Source organism: Paenibacillus koleovorans NBRC 103111 (assembly GCF_004000845.1).
In the GTDB taxonomy this organism is placed as follows: domain Bacteria; phylum Bacillota; class Bacilli; order Paenibacillales; family NBRC-103111; genus Paenibacillus_AA; species Paenibacillus_AA koleovorans.
In genome coordinates this window covers 1-13,992 of sequence record NZ_BIMA01000150.1, presented here as the reverse complement: position 1 = coordinate 13,992, position 13,992 = coordinate 1, and the positions used below count along the sequence as shown (strand labels likewise).

13 protein-coding genes are annotated in these 13,992 nt (G+C 58.8%); 7 read left to right on the top strand and 6 right to left on the bottom strand.

Annotation, left to right across the window (positions count from 1 at the left end):
• Nucleotides 1-167: 167 nt before the first annotated feature.
• Nucleotides 168-821, bottom strand: coding sequence for a TetR/AcrR family transcriptional regulator (locus PKO02S_RS29135; protein ID WP_127588527.1), 654 nt, complete (start codon nucleotides 819-821; stop codon nucleotides 168-170).
• Between the two features lie 135 nt (nucleotides 822-956).
• Here PKO02S_RS29135 and PKO02S_RS29130 point away from each other — a divergent pair, with 135 nt between their 5' ends.
• The 6 genes from PKO02S_RS29130 (at nucleotide 957) to PKO02S_RS29105 (ending at nucleotide 9,278) form a co-directional block, all read left to right on the top strand.
• Nucleotides 957-2,138 (top strand): YhgE/Pip domain-containing protein, encoded by a 1,182-nt coding sequence (locus PKO02S_RS29130; protein ID WP_127588526.1) that lies wholly within the window; start codon nucleotides 957-959, stop codon nucleotides 2,136-2,138.
• A gap of 234 nt (nucleotides 2,139-2,372) precedes the next feature.
• The gene (locus PKO02S_RS29125) at nucleotides 2,373-3,110 is read left to right on the top strand and encodes a YheC/YheD family protein (protein WP_164821753.1); all 738 of its coding nucleotides are present in this window, start codon (nucleotides 2,373-2,375) and stop codon (nucleotides 3,108-3,110) included.
• 127 nt (nucleotides 3,111-3,237) lie between these two features.
• Complete coding sequence (locus PKO02S_RS29120) at nucleotides 3,238-3,468, top strand: DUF7667 family protein (RefSeq protein ID WP_127588524.1); 231 nt, start codon at nucleotides 3,238-3,240, stop codon at nucleotides 3,466-3,468.
• Between the two features lie 117 nt (nucleotides 3,469-3,585).
• Nucleotides 3,586-5,238 (top strand): glutamine--tRNA ligase/YqeY domain fusion protein, encoded by a 1,653-nt coding sequence (locus PKO02S_RS29115; protein ID WP_127588523.1) that lies wholly within the window; start codon nucleotides 3,586-3,588, stop codon nucleotides 5,236-5,238.
• Nucleotides 5,239-5,254: 16 nt separating this feature from the next.
• A complete protein-coding gene (locus tag PKO02S_RS29110; RefSeq protein WP_307720048.1) occupies nucleotides 5,255-5,809 on the top strand; it encodes a GNAT family N-acetyltransferase in 555 nt (184 codons plus the stop codon).
• A gap of 670 nt (nucleotides 5,810-6,479) precedes the next feature.
• Entirely contained in the window at nucleotides 6,480-9,278 is a 2,799-nt protein-coding gene (locus PKO02S_RS29105; RefSeq protein ID WP_127588522.1) for a bifunctional diguanylate cyclase/phosphodiesterase, read from the top strand.
• Nucleotides 9,279-9,367: 89 nt separating this feature from the next.
• On the opposite strand, the gene PKO02S_RS29100 is transcribed toward PKO02S_RS29105, so the two are convergent.
• Both PKO02S_RS29100 and PKO02S_RS29095 read right to left on the bottom strand, forming a co-directional pair.
• Complete coding sequence (locus PKO02S_RS29100) at nucleotides 9,368-10,279, bottom strand: fumarylacetoacetate hydrolase family protein (protein WP_127588521.1); 912 nt, start codon at nucleotides 10,277-10,279, stop codon at nucleotides 9,368-9,370.
• A gap of 60 nt (nucleotides 10,280-10,339) precedes the next feature.
• The gene (locus PKO02S_RS29095; protein ID WP_127588528.1) at nucleotides 10,340-10,804 is read right to left on the bottom strand and encodes a LutC/YkgG family protein; all 465 of its coding nucleotides are present in this window, start codon (nucleotides 10,802-10,804) and stop codon (nucleotides 10,340-10,342) included.
• On the opposite strand from PKO02S_RS29095, the gene PKO02S_RS32625 reads away from it, so the two are divergent.
• A complete protein-coding gene (locus PKO02S_RS32625; protein WP_164821752.1) occupies nucleotides 10,722-11,210 on the top strand; it encodes a hypothetical protein in 489 nt (162 codons plus the stop codon). The genes PKO02S_RS29095 and PKO02S_RS32625 overlap by 83 nt on opposite strands.
• A gap of 199 nt (nucleotides 11,211-11,409) precedes the next feature.
• On the opposite strand, the gene PKO02S_RS29090 is transcribed toward PKO02S_RS32625, so the two are convergent.
• The 3 genes from PKO02S_RS29090 to PKO02S_RS32965 form a co-directional block, all read right to left on the bottom strand.
• Nucleotides 11,410-12,996: a LutB/LldF family L-lactate oxidation iron-sulfur protein gene (locus PKO02S_RS29090; protein WP_127588520.1), complete on the bottom strand. Its 1,587-nt coding sequence runs from the start codon at nucleotides 12,994-12,996 to the stop codon at nucleotides 11,410-11,412.
• Complete coding sequence (locus PKO02S_RS29085) at nucleotides 12,993-13,730, bottom strand: (Fe-S)-binding protein (protein WP_127588519.1); 738 nt, start codon at nucleotides 13,728-13,730, stop codon at nucleotides 12,993-12,995. Before PKO02S_RS29085 ends, PKO02S_RS29090 begins: the two co-directional genes overlap by 4 nt.
• A partial coding sequence (locus tag PKO02S_RS32965) for a hypothetical protein (RefSeq protein WP_218033967.1) occupies nucleotides 13,727-13,992 on the bottom strand: 266 nt, incomplete at its 5' end. The genes PKO02S_RS29085 and PKO02S_RS32965, both read right to left, overlap by 4 nt.

Genomic DNA, 13,992 nt, shown 5'->3' with positions numbered 1-13,992 from the left:
GAAATCAGGGCCTAACCACAACCAACCAAGGGCCATGATTTCAAGAGCGATCAGAACCCAACTGAACCCAGTTGCCTGCCCTTCCCGCGCCAACCGGCACACCAACGCCAGAGGATCTAATCGGTGTCTTTCTGATCAGGTTTTCTTACATTATAGATAGTATTTGCTCAACCATCCCTTTGGGCTGAAGTCGAGATCCGGGGCAATTGAATTTTGCCCAGCTTGTACCCTGTGGCGGCGAGCGGACCGAGGCAGAGGATGCGCATCATGATGAGCGACACCTCCCGTGGGGACAGCTTCATGCCGGACTCGATCCAATGCTGCAGAATGCCGATGTTGGCCGAGGACAAGTACGTGAGCAAATAATCGAGCGGCACCAGTTGCTCCGACTCCTCCGGGAGGATGTAGGTGATTTTATTGTACATATTCGACCGCATCAGCTCCTTGAAGCGCAGCATATAGGAGAGGTCGCCTCTAGGTCCGAACATGACGCGGAAGAAGTCGCCGTTCGCCAGAAACTCCTCCAGCAGCCGGATGCTGGTCGGGTAAGGCTCATCGTTCAAGGCGCAAGCGATCGCCTCGTTCAAATCGAGCTGCACGGCTCTGGCGCGGATGCGCTCGAACGCTTCCTCCTTCCATTGCTCCAGCAGATCGGCCACGTCCCGATAGTGCAGGTAGAATGTGCCGCGGTTGACTTGGGCGTGCGTGGCGATATCGGTGACCGTGATCGAGTCGATGCCCTTGGATTCGATCAGCTCGAGCAGCGCCTGACGCAGCAATTGTTGGGTGCGGACTTGCCGGCGGTCCATTTTGTCGGTCATGGTGCAGGCCTCCTTACTTAATCAACAGATCGGGTCGGATCTGCTTATTGCAATCTCCTCTCCTCTAATTATAATTAACACTGTGATGATTAATCAACAACTTGTTCATTATATACGAGGGGGGTCGATCTGAAAATGAATATACTAAAACAAAAGCAATTTTACCTTGGCATTGTGGTTGCCCTTGTGGTCTTGTCGGTATTCGGCTTGGCTATGATGGGCTCGATTGCGGGGGCGAAGCCGAAAAACTTGCCGGTGGCGCTAGTCGTCCAGGACGAACCAGCCGCCATTCCCGGCGGCGGGACGCTGGCCGTGGGCGAGATGATCAAGACGAAACTGGGTGAAGAGAAGCAGCTGCCCATCAGCTGGAAGACGGTCGCTTCGGAGGCGGAGGCGAGAGCGGGGCTCGATCGCCAAGAGTACTACGGCGCGCTGGTGCTGCCGGCGAATCTCAGCTCGGGCGTGTTGTCCGCGCAGTCGTCTGCGCCGAAGCCGCCGACGGTGCTCATCCTCGTGAACGAGGGGATGAGTGCCCAAGCGTCCGGAGCCGTCAGCCAAATGCTGCAGCAAGCGATGGGCGGCGTCCGCACCGCGCTTTCGCAGCAACTGCTCGGGACGATCGGCAAGACGGCGCAGCAAATACCGGTGCAGACAGCGACCGCACTGCTCGCTCCGCTGCAGGTGCAGGTCGAGGCCGTGCATCCGGTTGGCGCGAACCAAGCTAGCGGCAATGCGCCAGGCATGCTGACGCAGATCGGCTGGATCGGCAGCCTCGTCAGCTGCGTGTTTCTCTTCCTCGCGACGAATCAAGCGGTCACTCGAGGCGGCAGCCGATTAAGCGCCGTTGCCTTGCAGACGGTCGGGGGTGTTGTGATCGCCGCGCTGCTGTCCGGCTTTATCATCTGGATGGCGTCCGGCTGGTATAGCATGGAGCTGGCGGATGCTACCGGCACCTGGTTGTTCTTATGGTTCGTCATGAGCCTGTTCTTCTTGCTGCAGTCTACGCTGCTGCAATGGATCGGTTTGCCGGCAATGGCGATTCTCGTGCTGCTTATGTTCTTCTCAATGCCGCTGCTTAACATGGCGCCGGAATTTCTGCCGCAGGCGACGCAGGATTGGCTGTATTCTTGGACGCCGCTTCGTTATGCCGCAGGTGGCCTGAGGAATGCGATGTACTTCGGCGGCGTGGAAGCCGCTTCCGCTTCGACCGGCGCCGTGCTCTGGAGCTTGGCGATCGTCTGTCTGCTCGGCGTGTTAGCTTCCGGCTTCAAACGCCGTCCGGCTCGCGGTCCGGTTGCGAACAGCGATTCGCATTAGTTTTACACTTGACTGTTCCTAGTCGTTGCTGAGCATCTGACCATAAACTAGAAAAATTAAGGTTTGGACTTTTGTCAAACACTCTGGGTAGGTTCCCATTTTTGCGAGATTCGCGTCGGGAGCGCTACCTTGGGTGTTTTTCCTATGTTGCTCAGTCAAGCCCCCCCACATATACTGCATGCAATGAGAATCCGCATAACGTCTGCCTTCACGGCGAGTAACGGAGGGTTGAAAGTGGGACTGTCCTACACGAAATGGAACAAATACAAGGTGATGCGCGAGGATGACCGGTTGCTTCCGCATTTGCCGGAGACGACTTGGTTTAGCTATGACAGCTTGAAGCAGGCAGTGGAGAAGCACGACGAATGGATTCTGAAGCCAAGCGGCTCTTACGGCGGCGATGGTGTGCTGATGGTGAGGAAGCTCGAGGACGGCAAGTTCTGTGTGCAAACGGGCAAAGAGGTGGTAGAGGCCGAAGACTTCGAATCCCTTCAGGCGGCGATTGCTGACAAGGTCGACAAGGCGTACATCATCCAGAAACGTATTGATCTGGCCCAGATTGAGGATCGCCTCTTCGACGTTCGACTCATGGTGCAGCGCAAAACAGCCCATTCCCCTTGGCAAGTAACCGGTCGATTGGCCAAAGTGGGCGGACCCGGCTATATTATCACGAACGTCAACCGCAGCGGCGGGTATGTGTTGCCGCTCGAGACGGCGCTCAAGCGCTCGTCGGTCGATCCCTTTCAGCAGGAGATGATCATTCCCGAGCTCGATCGGCTTGCGCTCATCACGGTGCTGAAGCTGGCACCTTTCTACCGCTACATCCGCGACGTCGGCATTGATTTCGGCATCGACTCGGACGGCGGCATCTGGATCATCGAGGCGAATTTCGCTCCCGCGACGTTTCTGTTCAACAAACTGAAAGACAAATCGATGTACCGGCGCATCCTGACCTTCAAGAAGCGAGCTTAGCGGGCGGCCCTTCAGCGAAAAAAAACGCAGCTGGAGGGCTGTTTTCTGCGGCAGGCACGGTTTACGGGCTCCCCTTGCTGGCGAAGATGGTAAGGAAGACTAGGCTCTGGAGAGGGGGAGACGGACGATGAAGGTAAAAGCGATTCACCAAAGGTTGGCGGAGCTGTGGGTTATTGAGCAGAACCGTCCGCTGACGGCCGGCGAGGCGCTGGAACGCCAGCATTGTCTGGCTGCGAACGCCGCTTATGTATGGAAGGCGGCATCTTGCGCCAATTTGTCCTTGCTGGCATCGATGACGAACGATACGGAATGGCAGCATGAAATTTGTATGGAGATGGAACGGTTGGAGCTGTCCTGACCTTCGCGGACCACGCTTTTGCGCATTTTGTGCGAGCGGTCCCCTCTTTATATTTGCCCTGCGTTTGGTGTATGATAGAGGGTATATTCATTTTTGAAGAGGGGAAGGTTGGGAAACATGGAAGCAACCAAAGCGACTTCGTCCCATTTTATCAAAAACGTTGTGATCGAAGATCTCCAGGCGGGTCGTGTGTCCCAGGTCGTGACGCGATTCCCTCCTGAACCGAACGGCTATTTGCATATCGGACATGCCAAGTCGATCTGGCTCAACTTCACGCTGGCGGACGAGTTCGGCGGCCGGACGCATCTGCGCTTCGACGATACGAATCCGGTGAAGGAGGACGAAGAGTACGTTCGGGCGATCAAGGAAGACGTGAAGTGGCTCGGGTTCGATTGGGACGCGCTTTATTTCGCCTCCGACTTTTTCGACGAGATGTACAATAGAGCGGTGCTGCTGATCCAGAGGGGCAAAGCTTATGTATGCGAGCTGACAGCGGAGCAGATGCGAGAGTCGCGGGGAACGCTGACCGAGCCGGGCAAAGATAGCCCTTATCGGGGCCGTTCCGTGGAAGAAAATCTGGCGCTGTTCGAGCGTATGCGGGCCGGCGAATTCCCGGACGGGGCGATGGTGCTGCGCGCGAAGATCGACATGGCGTCGCCGAACGTCAACATGCGGGACCCGGTGCTGTACCGGATCGCGCACGCCACGCATCACAATACGGGGGACAAGTGGTGCATCTACCCGATGTACGATTACGCGCATCCTTTGGAAGACGCGATTGAAGGGATTACGCATTCGATCTGTACGCTAGAGTTCGAGGACCATCGTCCACTGTACGACTGGGTGATCCGCGAATGCGAGATGGAGTCGACGCCGCATCAGTACGAGTTCTCCAAGCTGCTGCTCACCAACACGATTATGGGTAAACGGTATTTGCGCCAGCTCGTGGAGGAAGGGCTCGTGGACGGCTGGGACGATCCGCGTCTGCCTACGCTGTCGGGCTTGCGCCGCCGCGGGGTGACTTCGGAAGCGATCCGCAGCCTGTGCGAGGAGACGGGCGTGTCCAAGAGCAACGGACAAGCCGACTACCGGATGCTGGAGCATTTTATCCGCGAGGATCTGAAGCTGAAGGCGCCTCGGACGATGGCGGTGCTGCGGCCGCTGAAGGTCGTCATCACGAACTACCCCGAAGGGCAAGTCGAGCTGCTCGAAGCGAAGAACAACAATGAGAATCCGGAGATGGGCAGCCGCATGATCCCGTTCTCGCGCGAGATCTACATCGAGCAGGACGATTTCATGGAGAATCCGCCGAACAAGTACTTTCGTTTGTTCCCGGGCAATGAAGTGCGCCTGATGAACGCTTACTTCATTAAATGTGAGGAGTTCGTAAAGGACGCCGACGGCAACGTCGTGGAACTGCGTTGCACGTACGATCCGGAGACGAAGAGCGGCAGCGGCTTTACGGGGCGCAAGGTGAAGGGGACGATCCACTGGGTCGAAGCTTCGCAAGCGGTGCCGGCCGAGATGTATTTGTTCGAGTCGCTGGTGAAGGAAGATTCGGAGGACGCGGAAGATTTCAAGGATCGGTTGAATCCGGCGTCGCTCGAGATCGTGCACGGCTTTGTGGAGCCGGGCATGCGCGGGGTGGAGCCGCAAACGAAGTTCCAGTTCAACCGCCACGGCTACTTCAATGTTGATTCGCGGTATACTGGCGGCGATCGGATTGTATTCAACCGCATCGTCTCGCTCAAGAGCTCGTTCGAGCTGTAGGACGGGAGGATTGCGGATGGCTGAGGCCGGGGCAGGGGTTCCGTTGCGATTGGAGACGAGCCGTTTGATCTTGCGCGACTTTGTGGCGGAGGATGAGGCGGCGGTGCATGAGTACGCCTCCGATCCGGAGGTGACGCGCCACATGCTGTGGGGGCCGAACACGGAGGCGGAGACGCGCGAGTTCCTGCAGCGCACGATCGGTGCACTGCAGGTGGAGGGGCCGAGGCAGGTGTACGAGCTCGCGCTCGTGCGCCGCAGCGACGGCCGCCTGATCGGCGGCTGCGGGCTGCACCGCGAGGGCACGGCTGCGGCCGAGCTCGGGTACTGCTTGAGCCGCGGCGTCTGGGGCCAAGGCTATGCGGTGGAGGCGGCGCAGGCGCTCGTGCGGTTCGGCTTCGCCGAGCTCGGGCTGCACCGCATCTACGCCAAGTGCCGCCCGGCGAACGTCGGCTCCTACCGCGTGATGGAGAAGCTCGGCATGCAGCGGGAAGGCTTGCTGCGCGAGCATCTGCACGTGAAAGGCGCTTGGCACGATTCGCTGCTGTATTCGATTTTGGCGCATGAGATTTAGTTTGATGGCTAGAGCGTCTCACCTTTGGTTGCGCATTTGCGCCCCGAGGTGGGGCGTTTTTTTGCGTATGACCCCCGAAGCCCGGTTCAGTGCTGCAGTTCGAGCGGATGGGAAGGCTTATCGCTATAGTCCGATTTATCCTGACTACGTAGGTCCTGCACAGTGTGATTGGTGCTCCAGCTGCGGAGCAAGGTTACTTGGCGATCGGGGGGGTTGGGTTGCATCTATAGTTACATTCCGTTTAAACCCAACATGCCAAGAGGCAAAACCGGGTTATTTTCGCAGTAAAAGAGTCCCTAGTTGTACAGATCTTGTATATCTGGGTGGAACGTTCGGCCGGTAGACACAACATTATGAACCAAACTTCACTGCTTGTAACCCATTGCCATGTGAGGGGCAAACTCGGCAAAGCAGGTTGAGTAGTGGTTGGAGCGGCTGTTTGTTATTGTTCAGCGGACTCGGTACAGGGGTGAGGTGGTGCAATGTTGTAGTGTTCTAGCAACCACTCCCCAACTCTAGCATTCTTTTTTCGACAAAGTAGGTAGGAAGTCTCATCCGTCTAGCACCTCGCAGCGGAATCTCGCATAAATTGATAGGGACTGGGAGTCCGAGCGTGGACGGGTCGGCTCTCGGACAAACAAGTCAGTTGGAACAGCAGGGGGGTGCAGAGATGGATTATTCGGTTTTGTCCGGGCATTACAATTTCTACCTGATGTTTCTTTCGTTCATGATCGCGATTATGGCGTCCTTCACGGCGCTGGATCTGGCCAGGAGGGTGACGCTGACGGACGGCTGGAGACGAAAATTGTGGCTGACGAGCGGGGCGGTCTCGATGGGGATCGGCATCTGGGCGATGCATTTTATCGCAATGCTGTCGTTTCACCTCACGTCGGTCAAAGCGGCCTACAACATGGTAATGGTGGGCATCTCCATCCTGGTAGCCGTACTCGCCTCGCTCGGAGGACTGTTCACTTCCAGCCGCTCCAGGCTGACCCTGACACGGTTGCTGCTGGGCGGCATCTTGATGGGCTTCGCGATCAGCGGGATGCACTACATCGGCATGGCGGCGATGGAAGGCGTGGCGATCCGCTACAGCCCCGGACTGTTCGTCCTGTCGTTCGTCATCGCAATTGCGTCCTCCATGCTGGCGCTGTTGCTCGCGTTTCGGCTGCGCGGCAACGTCCCTTTGTTCATGCACGTCAAAAAGGTCGGGAGCGGCATCATCATGGGCTTCGGCATTTCGGGCATGCACTATACCGGCATGGCGGCGGCACACTTCACCCCGATTCCACTGGAAAATACCATGTCCAGCTTCACGGTTGACCCGTTCTTCCTGGCGATCTGCGTAGCGGTCGGGAGCGGGGTGATCCTGAAAATCGTGCTGTTCACGTCCTACTTCGCGGACAAGCGGTTGGCGGAGCAAATGGCGTTCAATGGCTCGATTCTGGAAAAGGCGATCGACTGTATTGTCCTGACCGATCGGGAAGGAAAAGTGACGGAGTTCAACCCTGCGGCGGAGCTGACCTTCGGGTACGAACGCATGGAGATGATGGGGCAGCCGCTGATCAAGCTCATCGTGTTGCCGCCGTTCCTCGCCAATCGCTCGGTTGTGGAGTTTCTCGAGCTAACGTCGAGCGGGGCGATCGACAACCGGATCGAGACGCAAGCCGTCCACGCGGATGGATACGAAATCACCGTGGAGCTGACGGTCACGCAAGTGAGCCTGCACGGCATGACGCAGTATACGATCTACATGCGCGACATCACGGACCGCAAGCTGGTCGAAGGCGCCTTGAAAGAAAGCGAGGAGCGGTATCGGCGGCTCGTCGATTTTTCGCCGGAGGCGATCGTGGTGCATCGAAATGGGAAGATCGTATTCGCCAACGAAGCTACGGTCCGCATGCTGGGAGTGCCGGATACGACATTCCTGTTCGGACACTCCGTCTACGATTGGGTGGGGGAGGATCGCAAGGAGGAAGTAACCGCTTGGCTGCATGCGATCGAATATGCGGAGGATCCGGCCGGACCGATTGAGCTGGAGATCATGAAATACGACGGCGAGCGGATCGAGATTGAAGCGAACTCCATCCTGATCCAGATCGAGGGCAAGTCGTTCATCCAGACGATCGCCCGGGACATAACGGAGAAAAAACGCTCGGAGCGCACGGTGAAGCAAATGGCGTACTACGACGGCTTGACCGGACTGCCGAACCGCAACAAATTCAACGACTTGGTGACGCATTCGCTGGAATTCGCTTTCACCCATGAACTGTTGGTTGCCATTATGTTCATCGATGTAGATCGCTTCAAGCACATCAACGATACGCTCGGTCATCCGGTCGGCGATCTGCTGCTGAAGGAGCTCGCCAAGCGGCTGTCCCGCTGCGTACGCGATAGCGATACCGCATCGAGGCTCGGTGGCGACGAATTCATCGTGCTGCTGCCGAACACAACCCGTGATCAGGCGGCGATTGTGGCGAAGCGGATGATGGACGCGATCGCCAAACCTTTTGCTATTGAAGGCAATTCCATCGTCGTCACAACGAGCATCGGAATCGCGATGTACCCGAACGACGGCGAGACGTCCGAGGCGCTGATCAAAAACGCCGACCTGGCCATGTACGAGGCCAAGGAGCTCGGCAAAAACAGCTTTCGCTTCTATAACCAGCGGATGAATATGACTGCGGCGCGCAAGTTGGCGCTCGAGCAAGGGCTGCGCGGCGGGCTGGAGCGAGGCGAGTTCATTCTCCATTACCAGCCGAAGATGAGCTTGAGCACCGAGCAGATCGTTGGGGTGGAGGCGCTGATTCGCTGGGAGCACCCGGAGCTCGGTACTGTCGGACCTGTTGAGTTTATCCCGCTTGCCGAGCAATCCGGCTTGATCGTACCTATGGGCGAATGGACGCTGCGCACCGCCTGCCGGCAAAACCAAGCCTGGCAGCTAAAGGGTTATCCGCCGATGCGCGTCGCCGTGAACTTGTCGATGCTGCAGTTCAAGCAGGACGATTTGGTCGATAAGCTGAAGCTTATTTTGCAGGATACCGGCATGTCTCCGGAATACCTCGAGCTGGAAATAACAGAGAGCGTGGCGATGAACAACCAGGAGCAGGTGATCGAGAAGCTGCAGGCGATCAAACAGCTCGGCATCCAAATTTCGATCGACGATTTCGGTACCGGGTATTCTTCCCTCAGTTATCTAAACAAATACCCGTTCGATACGATCAAGATCGACCGCTCGTTCATCCGCGACATGCGGGAAGTGACGAGCGAGGCCGCAATCGTCCAGTCGATCATCGAGATGGCGCATTCGCTGAAAATGAACGTGCTGGCTGAAGGCGTGGAGACGGCGGAGCAGGTTGCCATTTTGAAAGCGCACAAATGCGATGAGATGCAGGGGTTCTACATGTGCCGGCCTTTGTCGGCTTCATCGTTCGAGGCGAAGATGCTGGCGGGAAAACCAGGGGGCTAACAATGTATGAAAAAGCGGTTGTCGAGGACCCGAGGGGTCATCGCAACCGCTTTTGTTAGGTGCTGAGGCAAGTATAATGATGGCTGTGATTAAGCTTCGTCTACCATCCGGTTCGTCAGCGAGCCGAGCTTCTCGATCTCGACCGTCATGACGTCGCCGTGCTTCAGCCACACTTGCTTTTCTTCCGGATAACCCAAGATCACACCCTCCGGTGTGCCCGTCAGGATAATGTCGCCCGGATACAGCGTCATGTGCTGGGAGATGTAGCTGACGATCTCGTCGCAGTAGAAAATCATATCGGACGTGTTGGAGTTCTGACGCACTTCGCCGTTTACGGTTAGCTTGAGGTTCAGGTTGTTCGGGTCGCCTACTTCGTCCGCAGAGACGAGGTAAGGGCCGAGCGGGCTGAAGCCGTCGCAGGTTTTGCCGAGCAGCCATTGTTGCGTGCGCAGCTGCAGGTCGCGGGCGGAAATGTCGTTCACAACGGTGTAGCCGAATACGTGATCAAGCGCTTCTTCCTTGGAGACGTACTTGGCGTTTTTGCCGATGACGATGCAGAGCTCGACTTCGTAGTCGACTTTGCTGGACGTCTTAGGCAGCGGAACATCGTGGTTGTGGCCGGTCAAAGTGTTGTCGAATTTGCTGAACAGGATCGGCGTAGTCGGGATCTTGGCGTTCGTCTCTTCCGCGTGGCGGCGGTAGTTGAGGCCGACGCAGATGATTTTGCGCGGGTTCGGCACGGAAGGGCCGTAAGCGATCTCGGACTCTTGCTGGATGAACGTCGCTTTGTCCGCAGCTGAGGCGGCGAGCGCTTGGTCGACGTAAGCTTGCAGCTGTTGGATAGCGGAAGCGCCGCCTTCAATCACGGCATGCGTCGATTGAGGTACGCTGGAGGCTCCGGCGACTACTTCGATTGCCGCTTGAATGTTCAGGATGCCTTCCTCGGTTTTAACGCCGAGCTGATGCTGGCCGGACTCGGCGAGAATTGTAACGAGTTTCATGATGGGAAATCCCCTTTCAGGATAGAAAATGAGGTCATGCTTCTCAGTATAGTCGATTGGTTACGATTGGACAATAACCGCGTACACTTTGCCCGGCCCGTGAATGCCGATCGTCAGGTCGTTCTCGATGTCGGCGCTGCGGCTCGGTCCCGTGATCAAGTTGATCGAAGAGGGGATGTCGGCCATGCCGGGACGCTCTTCCCGGATGTGCGCGAACGCCTCGCCCATACGCGTGACGAGCTGATCGGCGCGGAAGACCGCGAACAGCGTATCGGGCAGCAGCGAGACGGAGCGGCCGCGACCGCCGTGCGCCTGTAGCACGAGCGTGCCGGTGTTCGCGAGCGCGTAGTCGGGCCAGACGATGCCCATGCGGCAGCGCTCGGCCGCTTGCAGCAGCGCGCTGCGCCCGCGCCAGCGGCTGTCGGGGTCGGCGGCCGCGGTCGTGCTGATAGTGTCGGGTGAGGCGGCCCTCGAGCTGGCGGTGTCGGCTAGCGCGGCAGGTTGTGCGGCAGATGCGCTAGGCATCGAGGCTTCCGTGCCGGCCACGGTCGTGCTGATAGTGTCGGGTGAGGCGGCCCTCGAGCTGGCGGTGTCGGCTAGCGCGGCAGACTGGGCGGCAGATGCGCTAGGTATCGAGGCTTCCGTGCCGGAGGCGTCGCCCGCCGCGCCGGAGGCGCTGTCTTCGCGCCAAGGCACGACGGCGATGCCCTGGGCTGCCAGCTCGCGGTCGAGCGGCAGCGCCTGCAGGTCCGGGTGCTCCCAACGGGTCACCCGGTCAATGCCCAGCTCGGCGCACACTTGGCGCGCGAGCTCGGGGATGCGCTCCGCCGCCTCGGCGGCGGAGACGACCCACACCTTGCCCGTCAGCGCCGTCCAGCTGCGGATGAATAGGGCGACGCGCTCGGCTTGGCTAAGCTGCACGTCGGCATAATGCTCGGGCACGCCGGTAACGGTGCGCGCGGGAGGAGCCGTGAGCGGCGCGGAGCGGCCCAACTGCTTGGCGAGCCGGCCGATGAAGGCGTCCTTGCCGCTGATCGTCCCGCCTTGGGCAGCAGCAATTGGGTTAGACAGTTGCGGGCTGCTCGCGCCGCCTTGGGCAGTTGCAGTTGGGTTAGACGGTTGCGGGCTGCTCATCGGCTCTCCTCCTCGTTCTTCTTCATCTTCGAATGTACCTCCGCGGTTTGTTGCTGCGTTTGCTGAGTCGCCCTAGCGGTGCTCTGCAGCTCCCGCTGCAGCGCGTCCCACCGGTCGCGGAACGATTGCTTCGGCTTCATCGGCATGAAGCGCGATTGCGTCCAGCCGGCCAGCGGCCCGACTCCATTGCGAATCATGCCCTTGCGCACGAGCGGCAATTGCAAGTAATAGGCGGCTTTCGTAGCGGTGCGGTAGAGCTTCACGTTGCCGAACGTGGTCGCATACAGCTTGAACGCCATTTTCTCCAGTGCCGGGGTGTAGCCCATCTTCACCTTGCGGTTGCGCAACTGGACGAGCATATCATGCAGCGGAATCTTGACCGGACAAGCCTCGTAGCACGCTCCGCACAAGCTGGAGGCGTAGGAGAGTTGACCGGCCTCCTTCATGTCCTGCTGCAGGAGCGGCGTAAGAACAGCCCCGATCGGCCCGCTGTAGACGGAGCCGTATGTGTGGCCGCCGACATGCCGGTATACCGGGCAGACGTTCAGGCATGCCGCGCAGCGGATGCAGTGCAGCACCTCCTGGAACACCGGATCGCCGAGCTGCGCCGATCGGCCGTTGTCCAGGATGAGCACATGCAGCTCTTCCGGCCCGTCGAGGTCGCCCTCGCGGCGCGGGCCGGTGACGAACGACGTGTACGTGGTCAGCTTCTGCCCGGTGGCGCTGCGCGCCAGCAGACCCAGCATGACCTCCACGTCGGCGAAGGTAGGCACGAGGCGCTCCATCCCCATGACCACCACGTGCACCTTCGGCAGCGTCGACACCATCCGGGCGTTCCCCTCGTTGGAGACGAGGGTGACCGTGCCGGATTCGGCGATGCCGAAGTTGCACCCGGTCAGGCCGATGTCGGCCTCGAGAAAATAGTTCCGCAGCCGCTGCTGCGCATAGGCTGCGAGCGGCTTCGTCTCGGCGGGAAACGGCCGCCCCGCCTCCGCCCCGAACAGCTCGGCGATCTGCTGCTTGTTCTTGTGGATCGCCGGAATGATCAGGTGCGACGGTGTCTCGCGCGCCAGCTGCAGGATGTACTCGCCGAGGTCGGTCTCGATTGCCTCGATGCCTTCGGCCTCCAGCCGATGATTGAGGTGGATTTCCTCGGATACCATCGACTTGCCTTTGGCGACGAGGCGGGTGTTGTGCTTCTTGGCGATGCCCATGAACGCCTGCACGGCATCTTCGCCGGTGCGGCAGAAATGGACATGGCCGCCGTTCTTCGCCACATTGTCCGCGAACTGCCCGAGATAGTAGTCGAGATGCGAAACGACATGCTCGCGGATCGCCCGTCCTCGCTCGCGCCACACTTCCCATTCGCCCAGCTCGTCGGTGGCGTTCGCTTTACCGCCGCGCAGCTTGTCGGTCGTGAAGGCGACCGCCTTGCGCAGGAAATGGTCCTCCAGCGCGATTTCCGTCCGCTTTTTCAGCCCGGTCCCGATCAGCTCGAGCTCGGAAGCCGCGCCTCCGTGGTGCGAAGCCGATTCGTTAGCATTTGCATTTGCACTGGCATTGGCATTGGCATGTGCGCTCATCGGGTGTTCACTCCTTCCTCCAGCAGTTGGGCGAGGTGCAGCACGCGGATCGGCTTGCCTTCCTTGTTCAGCCGTCCCTGGATGTTCATCAGGCAGCCCATGTCGGTCCCGACCAGCACATTCGCCCCGGTTTCGCATACATGCGCCACTTTTTCACACACCATCGCCTCGGACATATCCGCCATCTTCACTGCGAACGTCCCGCCAAACCCGCAGCAATCTTCCTTTTTCGGTAGCTCGACGAACTCCAGCTCTCGGACCCCTTGCAGCAGCTCCATCGGCTCCGTGCGGACCCCCAACAGGCGCATCGCGTGGCAGGAGGGATGGTAGGTTACCTTGTGCGGAAAAGCAGCCTGTAAATCCGTCACGTCGAGCACCTGCACGAGAAATTGCGAGAACTCGTAGGTGCGCTCGATCAGCTGCTCCGCCTTGCGGCGCCATTCCGGCTCCTCGCGGAACAGATCGGGGTAATAGTGGTGCACCATGCCGGTGCAGGAGCCTGAGGGGGAGACGATGTAGTCGCTGTGCTCGAACGCCCGGATCCACTGCCTCGCGACCTCGCGGGCTTCGTCTTGGTAGCCGCTGTTGAAGGCGGGCTGGCCGCAGCATGTCTGCATAGCCGGGAAATCGACCTCGCAGCCGTGGCGGTGGAGCAGCCTGACGACGCTTTCACCCACCTCGGGGTAAAGCTGATCGGCCAAACAAGTGATGAACAAGGACACTTTCTTGGTCATGGAAGGCCACCTGGCTTTCGTTGGAATGGTTTAGGTTGTTGCATGTGCACATTGTGAAGAATAACGATACGAAACGCCTTAGTTACATGAGATTCCCAATTTTCGTGAAATAGCGTTAAGAACATGTTGTAATTTAGGCCAGCTTGAGAAAAACCATACACATTTGGCCCCGCCGGCCGTTTCACGCGCCAAGTAGACCAAAAATACCCTATATTGCGTGCAACTGGCCGTTTTACATGCCAAGTAGACCAAAAATACCCTA

Excerpts from the sequence above, each read along its gene's own strand:
- PKO02S_RS29135 (WP_127588527.1), bottom strand. The coding sequence starts at position 821 with ATGACCGACAAAATGGACCGCCGGCAAGTCCGCACCCAACAATTGCTG.
- PKO02S_RS29130 (WP_127588526.1), top strand. The coding sequence starts at position 957 with ATGAATATACTAAAACAAAAGCAATTTTACCTTGGCATTGTGGTTGCC.
- PKO02S_RS29120 (WP_127588524.1), top strand. The coding sequence starts at position 3,238 with ATGAAGGTAAAAGCGATTCACCAAAGGTTGGCGGAGCTGTGGGTTATT.
- PKO02S_RS29115 (WP_127588523.1), top strand. The coding sequence starts at position 3,586 with ATGGAAGCAACCAAAGCGACTTCGTCCCATTTTATCAAAAACGTTGTG.
- PKO02S_RS29110 (WP_307720048.1), top strand. The coding sequence starts at position 5,255 with ATGGCTGAGGCCGGGGCAGGGGTTCCGTTGCGATTGGAGACGAGCCGT.
- PKO02S_RS29105 (WP_127588522.1), top strand. The coding sequence starts at position 6,480 with ATGGATTATTCGGTTTTGTCCGGGCATTACAATTTCTACCTGATGTTT.
- PKO02S_RS29100 (WP_127588521.1), bottom strand. The coding sequence starts at position 10,279 with ATGAAACTCGTTACAATTCTCGCCGAGTCCGGCCAGCATCAGCTCGGC.
- PKO02S_RS29095 (WP_127588528.1), bottom strand. The coding sequence starts at position 10,804 with ATGCCTAGCGCATCTGCCGCACAACCTGCCGCGCTAGCCGACACCGCC.
- PKO02S_RS29090 (WP_127588520.1), bottom strand. The coding sequence starts at position 12,996 with ATGAGCGCACATGCCAATGCCAATGCCAGTGCAAATGCAAATGCTAAC.
- PKO02S_RS29085 (WP_127588519.1), bottom strand. The coding sequence starts at position 13,730 with ATGACCAAGAAAGTGTCCTTGTTCATCACTTGTTTGGCCGATCAGCTT.